Annotated in this window: 14 protein-coding genes, 1 tRNA gene and 1 pseudogene; 4 read left to right on the forward strand and 12 right to left on the reverse strand. The window is 65.0% G+C overall.

The genetic code is table 11. The annotated features are described in order from the left end of the window. Positions 1–71 precede the first annotated feature (71 nt). On the forward strand, positions 72–2,210 hold the full coding sequence (locus ASC91_RS24485) for a M3 family metallopeptidase (RefSeq protein WP_056203399.1): 2,139 nt from the start codon (positions 72–74) through the stop codon (positions 2,208–2,210). A gap of 167 nt (positions 2,211–2,377) precedes the next feature. On the opposite strand, the gene ASC91_RS24490 is transcribed toward ASC91_RS24485, so the two are convergent. The 6 genes from ASC91_RS24490 to hemA form a co-directional block, all read right to left on the reverse strand. Further along, the gene (locus ASC91_RS24490; protein ID WP_056203402.1) at positions 2,378–2,944 is read right to left on the reverse strand and encodes a UbiX family flavin prenyltransferase; all 567 of its coding nucleotides are present in this window, start codon (positions 2,942–2,944) and stop codon (positions 2,378–2,380) included. Continuing rightward, positions 2,944–3,258, reverse strand: a complete 315-nt coding sequence (gene grxD / locus ASC91_RS24495; protein WP_056203405.1) for a Grx4 family monothiol glutaredoxin — start codon at positions 3,256–3,258, stop codon at positions 2,944–2,946. The genes ASC91_RS24490 and grxD overlap by 1 nt, the downstream gene beginning before the upstream one ends. Positions 3,259–3,314: 56 nt before the next feature. Further along, positions 3,315–3,899, reverse strand: a complete 585-nt coding sequence (locus tag ASC91_RS24500; RefSeq protein WP_056203407.1) for a hypothetical protein — start codon at positions 3,897–3,899, stop codon at positions 3,315–3,317. A 111-nt stretch (positions 3,900–4,010) separates the two neighbouring features. Next, the gene (gene prmC, locus ASC91_RS24505; protein ID WP_056203410.1) at positions 4,011–4,820 is read right to left on the reverse strand and encodes a peptide chain release factor N(5)-glutamine methyltransferase; all 810 of its coding nucleotides are present in this window, start codon (positions 4,818–4,820) and stop codon (positions 4,011–4,013) included. Further along, complete coding sequence (gene prfA / locus ASC91_RS30505; RefSeq protein WP_056203414.1) at positions 4,817–5,902, reverse strand: peptide chain release factor 1; 1,086 nt, start codon at positions 5,900–5,902, stop codon at positions 4,817–4,819. Before prfA ends, prmC begins: the two co-directional genes overlap by 4 nt. 68 nt (positions 5,903–5,970) lie before the next feature. Then, entirely contained in the window at positions 5,971–7,233 is a 1,263-nt protein-coding gene (gene hemA / locus ASC91_RS24515) for a glutamyl-tRNA reductase (protein ID WP_056203417.1), read from the reverse strand. Positions 7,234–7,288: 55 nt separating this feature from the next. Here hemA and ASC91_RS24520 point away from each other — a divergent pair, with 55 nt between their 5' ends. Next, positions 7,289–7,564 carry a hypothetical protein gene (locus ASC91_RS24520; protein WP_056203421.1) on the forward strand — a complete coding sequence of 92 codons (276 nt, stop codon included), beginning with the start codon at positions 7,289–7,291 and terminating at the stop codon, positions 7,562–7,564. Here the strand turns inward: ASC91_RS24520 and miaB are convergent. Both miaB and ASC91_RS24530 read right to left on the reverse strand, forming a co-directional pair. Continuing rightward, positions 7,554–8,909, reverse strand: a complete 1,356-nt coding sequence (gene miaB, locus ASC91_RS24525; protein ID WP_235532087.1) for a tRNA (N6-isopentenyl adenosine(37)-C2)-methylthiotransferase MiaB — start codon at positions 8,907–8,909, stop codon at positions 7,554–7,556. The two genes, ASC91_RS24520 and miaB, sit on opposite strands and share 11 nt — an antisense overlap. Continuing rightward, a complete protein-coding gene (locus ASC91_RS24530) occupies positions 8,906–9,283 on the reverse strand; it encodes a hypothetical protein (protein ID WP_056203424.1) in 378 nt (125 codons plus the stop codon). Before ASC91_RS24530 ends, miaB begins: the two co-directional genes overlap by 4 nt. A 311-nt stretch (positions 9,284–9,594) precedes the next feature. On the opposite strand from ASC91_RS24530, the gene ASC91_RS24535 reads away from it, so the two are divergent. After that, the gene (locus tag ASC91_RS24535; protein WP_200955330.1) at positions 9,595–10,416 is read left to right on the forward strand and encodes a Crp/Fnr family transcriptional regulator; all 822 of its coding nucleotides are present in this window, start codon (positions 9,595–9,597) and stop codon (positions 10,414–10,416) included. Positions 10,417–10,445: 29 nt separating this feature from the next. Here ASC91_RS24535 and pepA read toward each other — a convergent pair whose 3' ends face one another. Further along, positions 10,446–11,111, reverse strand: a complete 666-nt coding sequence (gene pepA, locus ASC91_RS24540) for a flocculation-associated PEP-CTERM protein PepA (RefSeq protein WP_056203427.1) — start codon at positions 11,109–11,111, stop codon at positions 10,446–10,448. Between the two features lie 261 nt (positions 11,112–11,372). Continuing rightward, a complete protein-coding gene (locus ASC91_RS29050; protein ID WP_162247859.1) occupies positions 11,373–12,185 on the reverse strand; it encodes a class I SAM-dependent methyltransferase in 813 nt (270 codons plus the stop codon). 664 nt (positions 12,186–12,849) lie between these two features. Here ASC91_RS29050 and ASC91_RS24550 point away from each other — a divergent pair. Next, positions 12,850–13,842 (forward strand): annotated as a pseudogene (locus ASC91_RS24550) (IS3 family transposase); the annotation flags it as partial. Between the two features lie 296 nt (positions 13,843–14,138). Here the strand turns inward: ASC91_RS24550 and ASC91_RS24555 are convergent. After that, a tRNA-Met gene (locus tag ASC91_RS24555) sits at positions 14,139–14,215 on the reverse strand. A gap of 54 nt (positions 14,216–14,269) precedes the next feature. Next, entirely contained in the window at positions 14,270–15,916 is a 1,647-nt protein-coding gene (locus ASC91_RS24560) for a rhamnogalacturonan acetylesterase (RefSeq protein ID WP_235532088.1), read from the reverse strand. Between the last annotated feature and the right edge of the window lie 81 nt (positions 15,917–15,997).

A 15,997-nucleotide genomic window follows, 5' to 3' on the forward strand; every position in this document is an offset into this window, starting at 1 on the left:
CCGGCGTGGCTTGTGGCCGGGAGCGGTCAGGGCGTTAGGCTTTGAGGTTTCGTCCACAAGACAAGCCACCCATGCCCGCTGCCAAACGCTTCGCGCCTCTTCTCCTGACGACATTGCTGGCTACCAGCCTGAGCTGGGCTCAGCAGCCTTCGGACAACCCCCTCTTCACGCCCAGCCCGCTGCCGCTGCAATATCCGCAGTTCGACAAGGTACGCGACGAGCATTTCGGCCCGGCCCTGGACAAGGGCATGGCTGAGCAACTGGCCGAAATCCAGGCCATCGCCGACAACCCTGCAGCGCCCACCTTCGACAACACCATCGTCGCGTGGGAGAAGAGTGGCCGGTTGCTGAGCCGCACCTCCACGCTGCTGTTCAGCCTGATCGGTGCGGACGCCAACCCCGCCCGCCAGCAGTTGCAGACCGACTACGCCGCCAAGCTCGCCGCCCATCGCGACGCGGTGCTGCTCAACCCCAGGCTGTTCGCCCGCATCGAGACCTTGTACGCGACGCGTGGCAAGGCAGCGCCCAACGCCGAAGGCAAGCGCCTCATCGAGCGCTACCGCCGCGACATGGTGCGCGCCGGTGCGCAGCTGAGCGACGAACAGAAGGTGCGCATGAAGGCCATCAACGCCGAGTTGGCGACGCTGGGCGCGCGTTTCAACAAGGCGGTGCTGGCCGAGGTCAATGACTCGGCTCTCATCGTTGACAGCGCCGAGGATCTTGCCGGGCTCACGCCGGCCCAGGTGGCCGCCGCGGCCGAAGCCGGCAAGAAGAAGGGTCTAGAAGGCAAGTACCTGTTGACGCTGCTGAACACCACCATCCAGCCGCTGGAGACCGAGTTGCAGAACCGTGCACTGCGCGAGCGCCTGCACCGCGCATCCGTCGCGCGCGGCAGCCGCGGCAATGCCAATGACACGACGGGCATCGTGTCCCGCGTGATGACGTTGCGCCAGGAGCGCGCGGCCCTGCTCGGCTATGCGACGCCCGCCGCCTATGTGCTGGAGGAGGAGACGGCCAAGTCCGCCGAAGCCGTCAATGCCATGCTCGGCAAGCTTGGGCCGGCGGCCGTGGCGTCGGCCAAACAGGAGGCTGCCGAGCTGCAAAAGCTCATTGATACCGACCAGGCCGTCAAGAAGCAACCCAGTTTCGCCCTGCAGCCCTGGGACTGGAGCTACTACTCCGAGAAGCTGCGTGCCGCCAAGTACGGCTTCGACGAAAGCCAGCTCAAGCCCTATCTGGAGCTCACCAGCGTGCTGGAGCGCGGCGTGTTCTTCGCGGCCAACCAGCTCTACGGCATCAGCTTCAAGCGCCGCACCGATCTGCCGGTCTACCGCGACGACGTGCGCACCTACGACGTCTTCGACACCAACGGCAAGCAGCTCGCCATCTTCATCGCCGACCTCTACGCCCGACCCAGCAAACGCGGCGGTGCATGGATGAACGCCTACGTCAGCCAGAACGCGCTGGAGGGCACGCAGCCGGTCGTTGCCAACCATCTCAACATCCCCAAGCCACCGGCCGGTGAGCCGACGCTGCTGACCTGGGATGAGGTCAACACCTTGTTCCACGAGTTCGGCCACGCGCTGCATGGCATGTTCAACAAGGGCCAATACCCGGGCCTGGGCCGCGTGCCGCGCGACTTCGTTGAATATCCCTCGCAGGTCAACGAGGTCTGGGCCGACTGGCCCAGCGTGCTGGCCAGCTATGCCAAGCACTACCAGACTGGCGAGGCCATGCCGCGTGAACTGCTCGACAAGGTGGCGCGTGCCAAGCGCTTCAACCAGGGCTACACGACACTGTCTTATCTGAGCGCCGCCATCGTCGACCAGCGCCTGCACCAGCTCAAGGCCGGCGAAGTGCCCGCAGCCGACGGCATCATGGCCTTCGAGGCCAAGGTGCTGAAGGACGAAGGCGTTGACTTCGGCCCCGTGCCGCCGCGCTATCGCCTGCCTTACTTCAGCCACATCATGGGCGGCTACTCGGCCGGTTACTACGCCTACATCTGGAGCGAGGTGCTGGACGCAGACACCGTCGAATGGCTGAAGGCCAATGGTGGCTTGAAGCGTGCCAACGGCGATGCGCTGCGCGCCAAGCTGTTGTCGCGTGGCGGCAGCGAGGATGCGATGGTGCTGTTCCGCCACCTCGTGGGCCACGAGCCCGACATCAAGCCGCTGCTGGAGCGGCGTGGGTTGGTGGTGCAGAAGCCCTGAGCGGGCCAGGGGAACGCTGAATCGGTCCCGTGATGCAGCGCGCCCTGGTTTGGGATGGACTGCAAGGCGCAAACCACAGCCATAGCGGGCTATGGCGAGGATTTGCAACGCCGCAGGCCGCCCAAAGCAGGGATGCGCTGCGCGCGAGTGACTGGTTTAGCGTTTCCCTAGAGCCCGGCCCAGGACTTGGGCTGCGCCGCCGCGACGCCGGCCAGCTCCAGCACCCGCTCGGCGGTCTCGTTGACCACCTCCTCGATCGTCTTGGGGCGGTGATAGAAGGCCGGCAGCGGCGGGAAGCAGATGCCGCCCATTTCGGTCACCGCGACCATATTGCGCAAATGGGCCAGGTTGAGCGGTGTCTCGCGCACCATCAGGATCAACCGGCGGCGCTCCTTCAAGGTGACGTCGGCGGCGCGGGTCAGCAGGTTGTCGCCAAGCCCGTGAGCAATCGCCGCGAGCGACTTCATCGAACAGGGCGCCACGATCATGGCGGCGGTCGCGAAGCTGCCGCTGGCGATGCAGGCGCCGATGTCTCCTGGCGCGTAGGCATGGTCCGCCTCGGCTTCCAGCGCAGAGCGGTCCAGGCCGAGTTCGTGATGGACGTTGAGGATGCCGGCGGGCGTGGCGATCAGATGGGTCTCGACGCCCAGCTCGCGCGAGCGGCGCAGCAGCCGCAGCGCGTAGGCGGCGCCCGTCGCCCCGGTCAGCCCGACGACGAGCCGCTGCGGGCTCATCAGGCGGCCGTCAATGCCTGCTGCAGCTCACCCGACTCGTACATCTCCATCATGATGTCCGAGCCGCCGAGGAATTCGCCGTTGACGTAGAGCTGGGGGATGGTGGGCCAGTTGGCGTAGTCCTTGATGCCCTGGCGCACTTCCTCGTCCTCGAGCACGTTGAAGGTCTTGAGATCGGTCACGCCGGCGGCCTTCAGGATCTGGATGGCGCGGCCGGAGAAACCGCACATCGGAAACTGGGCGGTGCCCTTCATGAAGAGCACGACGCGATTGGACTTGACCAGGTCGTCGATGCGTTGCTGAACGTCACTCATTGCTGTTCTCGTCAAAAGGCAAAACGGCAATTATCCGGGACGCGCCCGGTTGAGCGTCAGTAGCTGTACGCCAAGCCCAATTGCAGCAAGGGCTTGAAGCGCAAATCGCGCATGGCGTCCTCGAAGCCCTGGGCGCTGCTGCGGCCCAGGCGCAGGCTGCTGCCATAGGAGCCTGACATCAGGCCGAAGTCGGCGCTGAAGGCCAGGCCGCTCTTGTGCACGCGGCCGGTGTAGCCGATGCCGACATAGGAGAGATTGGCGTTGTCCAGCGAATAACCGTCAGGGCCGTTCAGCGACAGGCTGCGCCGCCCCGCGGAGACCGGGCCGCTGCCCAGGGCCAGGCCGCCACTGCTTTGCGACATGGACAGCGGTCCGAGCAACAGGCCACCGGTGGCACGAAGGCCGCCGCGCAGGCTGGAGAAGCCTGAGCTGGTGAGGTAGTAGTCGCCAAGCAGGTTGGCGCTGAGCACACGGGATCCGCCGAGATGGGGCTGCTGCGCCTCGCTGCCGCTGTCGATGCTGTTCAGCTGCAACCGCGCCTGCCAGCGCGGATTGGCGTTGTCGTCGGCCTGGGCCGAGACGGCATGGATAGCACAAAGGACAGAGAGGCTCAGTACTGCAGCGCTGGCGAGGCGGGCCATGATCGTCTCCTGCGCGGTGCATCGAGTGGCACCGGGATTTGATACTACGCCGGCCAGTCAGTTACGGGAATGAAGAACTGGCAGCAATACATCACACATTTCGGGGAGCTTTCAGCTGGTTGCACGCCAGCAGCCGCCACTGGCCCGCGGCCGACCGCCCAGGTCGCGCCTCAGCGTGGCCTGGGCAAACCCCCGTGCGGCCAAGCGGGCGGCGACCGCTTCGGCCTGGTCCCAGCCGTGTTCCATCAGCAGCCAGCCGCCATCGTTGATGTGTTGCGGTGCAGCATCAATCAGGGTTTGCAGGTCGGCCAGTCCGTCACCTCCAGGCGTCAGGGCCGTGATCGGCTCATGGCGCAGGGCTGGCAGATGCGGGTCGTCGCCGGCGATATAGGGCGGGTTGCTGACGACGAGGTCGAAGCGCCGGTCGGCCAGCGGCGCGAACCAGTTGCCGTGCCGCCAGTCAACGGCCAGACCCAGGCGTTCACCATTGGCGCGAGCAACAGCCAAGGCGTCGGCGCTGAAGTCAACGGCCGTGACCTGGGCGTGCGGGCAGGCGGCCTTGATGGCCAGCGCGATGGCGCCACTGCCGGTGCCGAGGTCGGCGACGCTGGATTGGCCCGGCAGGGCGGCGAGCAGTTCCAGCGCCCAGTCGACCAGGGTTTCGGTGTCCGGCCGAGGGATCAGCGTGGCCGGCGTGACCTGCAGCATCAGACCGTGGAAGGGCTGCCAGCCGGTCAGGTGGGCCAGCGGTTCACCAGCGGCCAGCCTTTGCAGCGCGGCTTCGGCGCCGGGTGCGAGTGCGTCGCCATGGGTGACAAGCCAGGCGCGGCCCTGGCCGGTCAGGTGGCCGAGCAGCGTCTGCACATCGCCGCGCTCGACGCCGAGCTGGCGGGCGAGGGCGAGCGCCTCATCGACTGTCACGCCCGGCCTTCTTCGAGCTGAGCCAACTGCTCGGCCGCCTGCGCCGCCTGCAGGCCCTGGATGACGTCGCCGAGGTCGCCGTCCATGATCTGGCCCAGCTTGTAGAGGGTCAGGTTGATGCGGTGGTCGGTCAGGCGGCCCTGGGGGAAGTTGTAGGTGCGAATGCGGTCGCTGCGGTCGCCGCTGCCGATCAGCCCCTTGCGCGTGGCGGCCTCCTTGGCGGCGCGCTCGCTGCGTTCCTTCTCCTGGATGCGTGCCTGCAGCACCTGCAGCGCCTTGGCCTTGTTGCTGTGCTGGCTGCGGCCGTCCTGGCATTCGGCCACGATGCCGGTGGGCAGATGGACGACGCGTACAGCGGAATCGGTCTTGTTGATGTGCTGGCCACCGGCGCCGCTGGCACGGAAAGTGTCGATGCGCAGGTCGGCCGGGTTCAGCGTGATGACCTCGGCCTCGTCGGGCTCGGGCATCACGGCGATCGTGCAGGCGCTGGTGTGAATGCGGCCCTGGGTTTCGGTCGCCGGCACGCGCTGCACGCGGTGGCCGCCGGATTCGAACTTGAGACGACCGTAGACGGCATCGCCCTCGACGCGCACGACCAGTTCCTTGTAGCCGCCGAGGTCGGAGATGTTCTCGGACAGGATTTCGGTGCGCCAGCCCTGGCCTTCGGCGAAGCGCAGATACATGCGCGCCAGGTCGCCGGCGAACAGGGCCGCCTCGTCGCCACCGGCGCCGGCGCGGATTTCGAGGAAGGCGTTGCGCTCGTCGTCCGGATCCTTGGGGATCAGCGCGAGTTGCAACTCTGCGTCGAGCGACGTCAGTGCTGTCTCGTTGGACGCAATTTCCTCGCGGGCCATCTCTGCCATCTCAGTGTCCGCCAGCATGTCGCGTGCCGCGGCGAGATCGGCCTCGTGTTGCAGATAGCGCCGGTAGCGCTCGACCAGGCCAGACACCTCGGCCTGCTCCTTGGTCAGCGCGCGGTAGCGCTTCATGTCCGAGGCGACGCTGCCGTCGGCAAGGATGGTGTCGAGCTCGGCGAGGCGGAAGCCGAGGCGGTCGAACTGCTGGCGCAGGGAGTCTTTCATGGGCACGGAACGGGAATGCAGTCAGGGGCGGCGCAAGCGATGCACCGAGCGGCGGCTTGAGAGCGCCGCTAAGACTGCTTGCCGCGCAGGAAGAGGCGCGACACCGTCTGGGCCAACTGCAGGCGTTGCTCGCCGTCGCTGGCATGCAGTTCGGCCAGCGTGCCGTGAAGCAGCTTCTGCGTGATGCCCTTGGACAGCGCATCCAGCACCTCGTCCACGTCCGCGCCCTTGGCCAGCAGCTTGCGGGCGCGGGCGATCTCCAGCGCCCGCCAGTCGTCGGCCTGGGCATGCAGAGCCTGGATCAGAGGCACGGTGTGGCGCTGGTCCAGCCAGTGCATGAAGCTCTGCACGCCGGTCTCGACGATGGCCTCGGCCTGGGCCACGGCGGCCTGGCGTTTCTCGCCGGCGGTCTGCACCTGGGCGGCGAGCTCGTCGACCGTATAGAGATAGACGTCGTCCAGCTGGGCGACCTCGGGCTCGATGTCGCGCGGCACGGCCAGGTCGACCATGAACATCGGGCGGTGCTTGCGTTTCTTCAGCGCCCGCTCGACGGCGCCCAGGCCGATCAGCGGCAGGCTGGAGGCCGTGCAGGAGACGACGATGTCGAACTCGTGCAGGCGCTCAGGCAGGTCGGCCAGGCGCATGGCCTCGGCGCCGAAATGGGTGGCGAGCTTCTCGCCGCGTTCCAGCGTGCGATTGGCCACGGCCATCTGGCGCGGCGTCTTGGCCGCGAAGTGAGTCGCGGTCAGCTCGATCATCTCGCCGGCGCCGACGAAGAGGACCCGTGTCTTGGCCAGGTCCTCAAAGAGCTGGCCGGCCAGCCGCACGGCAGCAGCGGCCATGCTGATGGAGTGGGCGCCGATCTCGGTGGAGCTGCGCACCTCCTTGGCCACCGAGAAGCTGCGCTGGAAGAGCTGGTGCAGCGTCGTGCCCAGGGCGCCGGCGTTCTCGGCTTCACGCACGGCCTGCTTCATCTGGCCCAGGATCTGTGGCTCGCCCAGCACCATGGAGTCCAGGCCAGCCGCGACGCGGAAAGCATGGCGAGCGGCATCGCTTCCCTGCATCACATAGGCATGCTCGCGCAAGGCGCCGGCCTGCACGCCGCCGGCATCGGCCAGCCAGGCGATGGCGGGTTGCACCAGGGCTGACGGTGCGGCCACATAGACCTCGGTGCGGTTGCAGGTCGACAGGATGGCCGCCTCGGGCGTGCCGGACAGCTTCTGGCGCAGGCCGGTCAGTGAAGGGGCGAGCTGCTCGAGCGTGAATGCAAACCGCCCGCGCAGATCGAGCGGGGCGGTGTTGTGGTTCAGGCCGAGAGCAAAGACGGACATGGGCGTGAATTGTAGGATTCGCGGCTTTTCCGCATCTGACATCGGTCAAGCCCGAATGAGCCCACTTGACGCCTTTTGGCACATCGCGAATCTCTTTGCCCCAGCCTGGGGGCTGGCGGCGCTACTGGCGTTGGCGATCAAGGGCCTGTGGCGGCGGGTGGCGAAGCCTCTGGGCTGGCAAAGGTTGTGGGCCTGGGGAGCGGCGGGCGGCACGGCGGCCACCATCGCCACATTGATCCTGCTGGGCCGCGATGGCCGCATGGCGGGTTACGCCTTGCTGGTGCTTGGCGTCGCCCTGCCGCAGTGGTATTTGCTGAGCTTCAAGCGCTGAGCACGTCCTCGGTCGTGACGACCTCGCCGCGCAGCGAATGCGCGAAGGCCGTCGTGATGCGCACATCGACCAGCTGGTTCATCAGCCGCGGCGAGCCGGGGAAGTTGACGATGCGGTTGCACTCGGTGCGGCCCATCAGCTCCGAGACGTCCTTGCGCGCATTGCCGGTGACAAGCACCTTCTCGACCTTGCCCACCATGCCTTGCGAGATGGTGATGGCATGCGCCTCGATGGCCGCTTGCAGCTCCTGCAGGCGCTTGACCTTGACCTCGTAGGGTGTCGTGTCCTCCAGCGCCGCGGCCGGCGTGCCGGGGCGGGGGCTGAAGATGAAGCTGAACGAGGCGTCGAAGCCGACGTCGTGCACCAGCTTCATCAGCTTGGCGTGGTCTTCGTCCGTCTCGCCGGGGAAGCCGACGATGAAGTCGCTGGCCAGGCGCAGGTCCGGGCGGATGGCGCGCAGCTTGCGCACGATGCTCTTGAACTCCAGCGCCGTGTAGCCGCGCTTCATCGCCATCAGGATGCGGTCGCTGCCATGCTGGACGGGCAGGTGCAGGTGGTTCACGAGTTGCGGGATCTTGCCGTAGGCCTCGATGAGGCGGGGGCTGAACTCGTTAGGGTGGCTGGTCGTGAAGCGCAGGCGGCGGATGCCGGGGATCTCGGCGGCGTATTCCAGCAGCAGGGCCAGGTCGGCGAACTCAGGCGTATCGCCCATCTTGCCGCGGTAGGCGTTGACGTTCTGCCCCAGCAGGTTGATCTCCATGACGCCCTGGTCAGCCAGGCCGGCGATCTCGGTCAGCACGTCGTCAAACGGGCGCGAGACCTCCTCGCCGCGGGTGTAGGGCACCACGCAGTAGCTGCAGTACTTGGAGCAGCCTTCCATGATGGAGACGAAGGCCGAGGCACCCTCGACCTTGGCCGGCGGCAGGTGGTCGAACTTCTCGATCTCGGGGAAGGAGATGTCCACCTGCGGGCGGCGCTGTTCGCGGCGGGCATCCAGCATGGCGGGCAGGCGGTGCAGGGTCTGCGGGCCGAACACGATGTCCACGTAGGGTGCACGCTCGATGATGGCCGCGCCTTCCTGCGAGGCGACGCAGCCGCCGACGCCGATCATGACGCCCTTGGCCTTCAGGTGCTTCACGCGGCCGAGGTCGCTGAAGACCTTCTCCTGCGCTTTTTCACGCACCGAGCAGGTGTTGAAGAGGATGAGGTCGGCCTGCTCGACATCGGTCGTCGGTTCGTAGCCTTGGGCGGCGCCCAGCACGTCGGCCATCTTGTCCGAGTCGTACTCGTTCATCTGGCAGCCGAAGGTCTTGATGAAGACCTTTTTTGTCACGACCTCGCTCATGGCTTGCTCCAGGTCTGGTTGCCCGGGTTGAACTGCCAGGTTGCCGACTCGGCCGGCGTCGTCGGCCAGGGTTTGTTGGCGATCTCGGCCGGGTTCAGCAGCCAGACGTCCATGATCAAGCCGCTGTTCTCGACCGTGTAGTGCACGATGAACTTCTGGCCGGTGATGGCGCCTGGCTGCACCAGCAGATTGGTGTCGCCTTTGATGCGGCTGCCGGGTGCGAGGCGCGCGTACTTGCCGTTCAACAGCACGTCAGGGTGCTGGGTGACGACGAGTTCGCCACGCAGGGTCTGAGGCGTGAAGAAGCGGTGCGTCTGGGCCTGGGCGGCCAGACAGCTGACGGCCAGCGCCAGCGGGAGTGCACAGCGGTACATGGTATGTGTCCAGTGGCTGCGGTGGAAATGAAAACGACCCGGGAGTGTCCCGAGCCGTCGGGCTCGGCATGACGAGCCAAGCGCCCGCCATTGTAGCGACGGGACCGGTTGAGCTTGGTGGCGGCTCATGCGCGGCAGTCCCCGGCATGGAAAGGATTCGGCAAATTTTTCAAGCTGGCCGCGTCGGCATCCCTTCGGTGCAAAGACGGGCAGGAAATCCTTGCCGCTGCCTGAGGCGGGAACGGCCTTTGCCAATTGAAATGTTGGCAGCCGCCTGTCCACCGCGCCCAGAGCGCATACACGGCTTGAACATGAAAGATTTACCCACCCTCCATGCCGCCGATGAGAGCTCGACCGCGGGAGTTCACGCCCGAGCCTGGCTGCAGGACGACGTGGAGGAAGGTATCCGGCGCGGAGCGGCGTACGCGGGCGACTGGCGATACAACCGACTGTTGGCAGCGTTGCTGCCGGAGCACCGCCAGAGGTGGCTGGCGCAAGCGGAATGGGTCTACCTGCGCCCCGGCCAGATGCTTCACGAAGCGTCTGCCTTCATCCAGTGGGTGTACTTTCCGATCACCGCGCTGGCGTCGCTCTCGGTGCCGGATCGCGCGGGCGCCTGCGCCGAAGTGGCGACCGTTGGCCGCGAAGGTGTCGTGGGTCTGCCGCTGATCGATGGCAACTACACGCGCAGCCGCGCCGTGGTGCACATGCCGGGCAAGGCGCTGCGCCTGCGTGCCTCTGCCGTGGCCGAGGAGTTCGCGCGCCACGCCACGGTACGCCGGCTGCTGCTGGCCTATTCGCAGGCCCTGGTCGCCGAGATCATGCAGACCGCCTTATGCAGCCGGCATCATGGCCTGGAGCAGCAGCTCGCGCGCCTCATCCTGCTGCGGATGGACCGCCAGCAGTCCGATGAGCTGACCATGACCCAGGAGTCCATGGCCGGCATGCTGGGTGTGCGGCGCGAGAGCGTCACGCTGGCCGCGGCTCGGCTGCAGCAGGGGGGCTATATCCGCTATGCACGGGGCCATATCACGGTACTGAATCGCAGCGGACTAGAGACGCGCACCTGCGACTGCTATCACACCATCCACCGCGAGTTTGAGCGCTTGCTGCGGCCCCGCCCGGTCTACTGACGCCGGGGCCGGCCCCGGCGTCCCTTGCGTCAGCCCTGCTTGCGCTGGCGACGGTAGCCGAGGAAGCCTGCGGCAGCCAGACCGCCCAACAGCATGGCGGTGCTGCTCGGCTCGGGCACCGGCGCAAAGTTCAGCGATCCGCCGCCCTGGCGAATGCGGAAGCCGCCCGCGAACGGCTCGACCTGTGACGGCGTGTTGGAGAAGGCCGTCAGCGCGACCGAATAGAAGGGATCGGGTGAGAAGAACGTCGGCTGGTTCAGCGCCACCGTCAGCATGGCGTTGGCCGAGGGGCTGAAGGTGCCGCCGCCAGTCGGCACCGTCAGCACGCTGCCCGAGATCAAGGTGCCGCTGGCCAGTGCCATTTCACCGCTGGCTGTTTCGGTGGGCGTGTTGCCGCTGAAGCCGAAGGTCGCTGTGCCGTTGTAGCCGTACAGCGTGTAGGTCAAGGTCGTGAAGTTGCCGAAATTGAACGTCGTGGTCGGATCGTTCGTCGTCGTCGTGCCGGTACCGGTGAAGGCGAGATACAGCCCGTAGTCGGTGTTCAGGCCGGTGGGTGTGAGGGCGTTGCCGCCGAGCTGGAAGCCGGTGACGGGCAGATAGCCGGTCTCGGTGAAGTTGCCCAGTGCGTCGATGGTGACGGTGGAATAGTCCGAGATCAGTACAGCAGTCGCATGGAGCGGCGTCTGCGCGCGCACTCACACATGTCCCCCCAACACCACCCCCAATACCTTGAGCCAACGACTCAACGACTTCGGGCATGAAGGAAAACCCCCGCCAGCGCGCTTGCATCTCGGCTGTTAGCTCCTCTAGCGAAGGAACCAAGCCGTTCCGCGGCCATGCTTGAGGCATTGATCTGGTCCCACGCGCCAAGCAGGAGCGGACCTCCTTCGTTGGCCGTCGGGGCCATGCTGCACTGTCTGCAACGACGGCGGCACTTGAGCCTCAACCGCCAAGCGTCACGCTTTTTCGAGAAGGTAGGCGACGGATGCGGGGGCCAGTTTCTCCACGAACGTCGTTCGGTGATAAGGCGTCCGCCATGACAACAAGTTGCATACCAATTGGTCGAGTTTCACAGTGAAATAATTGTTGTAAGCATCAACACCAATTTTTGTTGCAATTATTGGGATGGGCCGGAAATCATAAAAAGACCGGCGCGCGACCTTGAAACCAGCCTCGTCAATTATCTTATCAAATATGTCGATTGGAATTCCCCGCTCGTTAGCAGTGAGGCCGGCCCTCGGCTTCCTCCAGTCGCCCATTGAAACAATTGGCTCTCGAATACAGAAAGAGCCGCCGACAGATAGGCATCGGTAAATCTCCTTCATTACGTGCGAAACATTGGGCACGTGGTGCATTACTCCGAAGCACGTAATTAAGTCGAAACGGTTGCTCTCAAAGGGAAAATCCCCAGATACGTTCGGCTTTACATAGGTTGTAGGTGTTTGGCCAATCGTCGAGTCCATAGCGAACGCGTCGGATGGCTCAAGAATCATTATGCTTTGCAAGCGGTCAGCTATCGGAATCAATTCGTCGCCGTAGGCACTACCAATGCCGAGCGCTTCTTTGAATCTCTTCCCTCTGAGAAATTTGTAGAACAGCTCATTATTTAATGCATGATACTCATAACGATAGTTCGATTTGTCCTTTGCGCCAAGATTTGCATACCCATCTTCCTCGCTTTTGAACCAATCCATTATCTGCGGAGGCGTCAAATCATCTCCGTAGAGCCTTTTGCCAGAAATATATAGCTCAAATTTTCCGTCATTCATCAAGCTTCTCCTAACTGCCATAGCGAAGAATTACCATTGGCATATTGACATCGACATGATTTCAGCCAAGAGTTCGCCTCACACTTATCAAAAGACGCCTCGCGGGTGAATTGAAGCACCTCTAGCACACCGACATTGCTGCCGCCATGGCTTACAACTAACTAGCTCTTTGCTCGCCGCGATCAGTGGTATTGATGCTCCCCACATCATTCACTACGACATCTGAATGCGCCTAACCGGAATTGTGCTCAGGCATATTCGTCCATCCGTCGTTTCCAAGGTTGCCCTCTGACGACCCAGTGCCAGGATTTCCGGCCATAGTGCAGCGCCATGCCTTAGGCAGTCCTACCGCCGAAGCCAGCTGGATAACACGGTCACCGACCGCCCAAAGTCCAGAACCGGTCGGAGCTGCGGTGCCGTACTGACTGATTACCCCGCCTGTTCCCGGATCGTGTTCCACTACTCAGCCCAACTCATTCGTTTCGTCAGCGACTGTCCCAAGATTTCCCGAGGCAGCCCTGTGAAGGCGATCGACTGGAGATTACGACGGATCGGCCTGCGTTTCTCCATGAGCGTTATTAGTTACATAGCCGCTGCGCATCGACCTGTGCTGGTCTAATTTCCACGGACGCCTCGATAGGTGGAATTCACCTGGACGAGGGACATGAGCAAGAGACAACGAAGGTACTTCGACGCGGCATTCAAGCTGCAGGTCGTGCAGATGATTCGCGAGCATGGCCTGGGCGTGAGCGAGGTCTGCCGCGACATGAAGCTGGGCGAGCCTCGCCATGAGGCGGTGGCAAGATCAGGCCCAGCTCGATGAAGAGGCGACCGGCCGGCCTGGCATCGGCAAGCCGCTCACCGCAGAGCAGCAGCGCATCCGTCAGCTTGAAGCCGAGAACAAGCAGCTGCGAGGCGACGTCGACATCCTAAAAAAGCATCGGCCTTCTTCGCCCGGGAACTGCGCTGAGGCACCGACTCGTCGAGCAGTTGAGCAAGAAGGCCGTCATTGTGGGCCGCCTGTGTAGTGTGCTGGGCGTCAGCCGCTCGGGCTGCGCCCGCAGCCCGCCTGGCCAGCACGCAACTCAAGGCAGAGTTCGCCGCCAGCGGCCGGGTTTACGGCAGCCGCTGGCTGTGTGCGGCGCTGCGCGCCAAGGGCCTGCGGCTGGGGCGACACCGGGTGCGTCGGCTGATGCGCGAGCACCGGCTGCGCGCGCTGTGGAGGCGTAAGTTCATTCACACCACCGACAGTGGCCATGCGTGCCCGTCTCCGACAACGTGCTGGCGAGGCGCTTTGATCCCAGCGGCCCCAACCAGGCCTGGGTGAGCGACATCACCTACATCCGCACGCGCAGCGGCTGGCTGTACCTGGCGGTAGTGCTGGACCTGTACGCGCGCAAAGTCGTGGGTGGGCGATGGCACCGAGCATGCACGCCGAGTTGGTCTGCGCGGCGTTGCAACTGGCCATCGCGCAACGTCACCCGGCGCCAGGGCTGATCGTGCATTCGGACCGGGGCAGTCAGTACGCCAGTGCGCTGCATCAGGGGCTTCTGGCTCGCTACGGCCTGGTCGGCACATGAGCCGCAAGGGCAACTGCTGGGACAACGCGGTGATGGAGCGCTTCTTCCTGAGCCTCAAGACCGAGCGCGTCTGGCAACGCGCCTGCACTCAAACTGGGCAACCTGCCACCCAATGCCTTCGAGCAGCAATCGGCAGTCAAACAACCTATCGCTGTGTCCGAGAAAACTTGATCAGCACAATACGCCGCCCCGACGACGTACGTACGGGGAAGTGGGGCCGTCCCGTACGTGCGGGCAGAGGCGCGCTCCGTAGGCGCCTTGGGGGTAAGAAGCGCGTAAGAAGCGCTATAGGCCGCCACTGAAGCTTAGAAAGCAGAAAAGCCACCGCTAGGGTGGCTTTCGTGTCTAAGTGCTTTCGCGCTTGGACTATTTTTGGTGGCGCTTCAGGGACTCGAACCCCGGACCTGTGGATTATGATTCCATCGCTCTAACCAACTGAGCTAAAGCGCCTGAGCCGGCTATTCTAAGCGAAGTTTTTGGAGGCTGGCAAGCTGTCGCGAAAGATCACAGCGTGGGCTCGCGCAGGTAGGCTTGCAGCGGCTTGCCCGGCAGGCGCTTCAGGCCCTCGACGACCCGGGTGGCGTTGAACACGGCGCCGGCGTCATTGGTGTGGGTGCGGGCGTCGGCGAAATAGGCGTCGACGCGCTCGGCACCGATGACGCGATAGGCCTCGGTCACCAGCATCGTCAGGTCGATGAACTGGGCGCCGTTCTCGCGCGCCACCTGCTCGCCCCAGGCGGTGTAGCTCTCGAAGTCGCGCGGCTGGCCCGTCTGCCAGCGGTCCTTGTGCGGGATGGGCGACAGCACGACGACATGGGCTCCCTTGGCCTTCGCATCGTTGATGTAGCGGGCCAGGTACCAGCCGAAGCTCTGCACCATCTCCTTGCTGCCGTCAGGCCGCGTGTCCTCGACCGCCTCCGGGCCGATGCCGGGCACCGAGCCGCGGTTCTTGCCAGCCGGGTCGCCGATGCGGGCGCCGTCGTTGTGGCCGAACTGGATCAGCAGCGTGTCGCCGGCTTTCAGCTGGTCCAGCACCGAGGCCCAGCGCCCTTCGGTGAAGAAGGTGCGGCTGCTGCGGCCGCCGATGGCGTTGTTGACGATGTTGATGCGCTGGGTGTCGAAGAAGGGTGCGAGTCGCTCACCCCAGCCATAGGCGCCGTTCTGGCCGCCGCTGCGCACGGTGGAGTCGCCAATCAGCACGAGGCTGGGCAGCTTGGGATCGCGAGGTGCTTCGACCTTGACCTTGCGGGCGTCGACGACGGGCCGGTCGTCCGAGCCGTCGGGCGCGAAGCGGCGGGTGTAGACGGCGTCCGGCAGCACCTTGTTCTGGATCAGCCCGGCGATGACGAGCTGCGCGTTGACCGCCGCGCCGAGCCAGTTGGTGTGTACGGTCTCCTGCGGCGTGTCGGCAGGGAAGAGCTTCTCGACCGTGGCCTTGCCGAGCGCCTCATAGCGCAACGCGCCCCATTCGTTGAGGTCGATGAAGGCCACGCTCTCCTGCCTGGCCACCTCGGCGGCCCAAGCCGCGAAATTACCGCCGGCGCGCGTCACCTTCACACCATCAGCCTCCCAGCGCTTGCGGATCACGGGCGAGCAGACGACGGGTGTGGCGCCGGCCGCGCGGATCTCGGCGATGTAGCCACGCAGGTAGGCGCCGTAGGTGTAGACCGTCTCCGGCTTGCCAGTCAGCTGGTTGTCGATGTCTTCCTTCTCCGACCCCGTGCCGCGCAACACGCCGCGGGCGCGGCTGTTGTCGTTGACGGGGCTGGCGTCGTTGTGGCCGAACTGCATGACGACCCAGTCGCCTCGCTTGATGAAGGGCTTGGTGCGGTCCCAATGGCCGCTGCTGCGGTAGGTGCGGCTGGAGAGGCCGCCCACGGCGCGGTTGACGACGTTGATCTTGTTCGTGTCGAAGTAGGCGGCGATCGGGTTGCCCCAGCCCCACTGACCTTCGGCTCCCTTGCCCTGGCCGTCGTCCTGGCCATTGCGCACCGTCGAGTCGCCGATGAGGATCAGCGACGGCAGTTCGGGCTTGGCTGGCTCGGGCAGCTTGACCTGGGCGCGGGCGGGGTCGGTGCTGGCGGTGAAGGTCTGGGCCTGTGTCAGGGGCAAGGCGAACAGTGAGAGCAAGGCGATGAGCGTGCGGATCATGGCGCGCATGCTAGGAGCAGGCCGGGCCAGGACGGCGCAAGTTCTTGAGCGATTGAGGCCCAGCAACATCGCGCAACAGAG

It is taken from the genome of Pelomonas sp. Root1237 (assembly GCF_001425055.1).
In the GTDB taxonomy this organism is placed as follows: domain Bacteria; phylum Pseudomonadota; class Gammaproteobacteria; order Burkholderiales; family Burkholderiaceae_C; genus Pelomonas.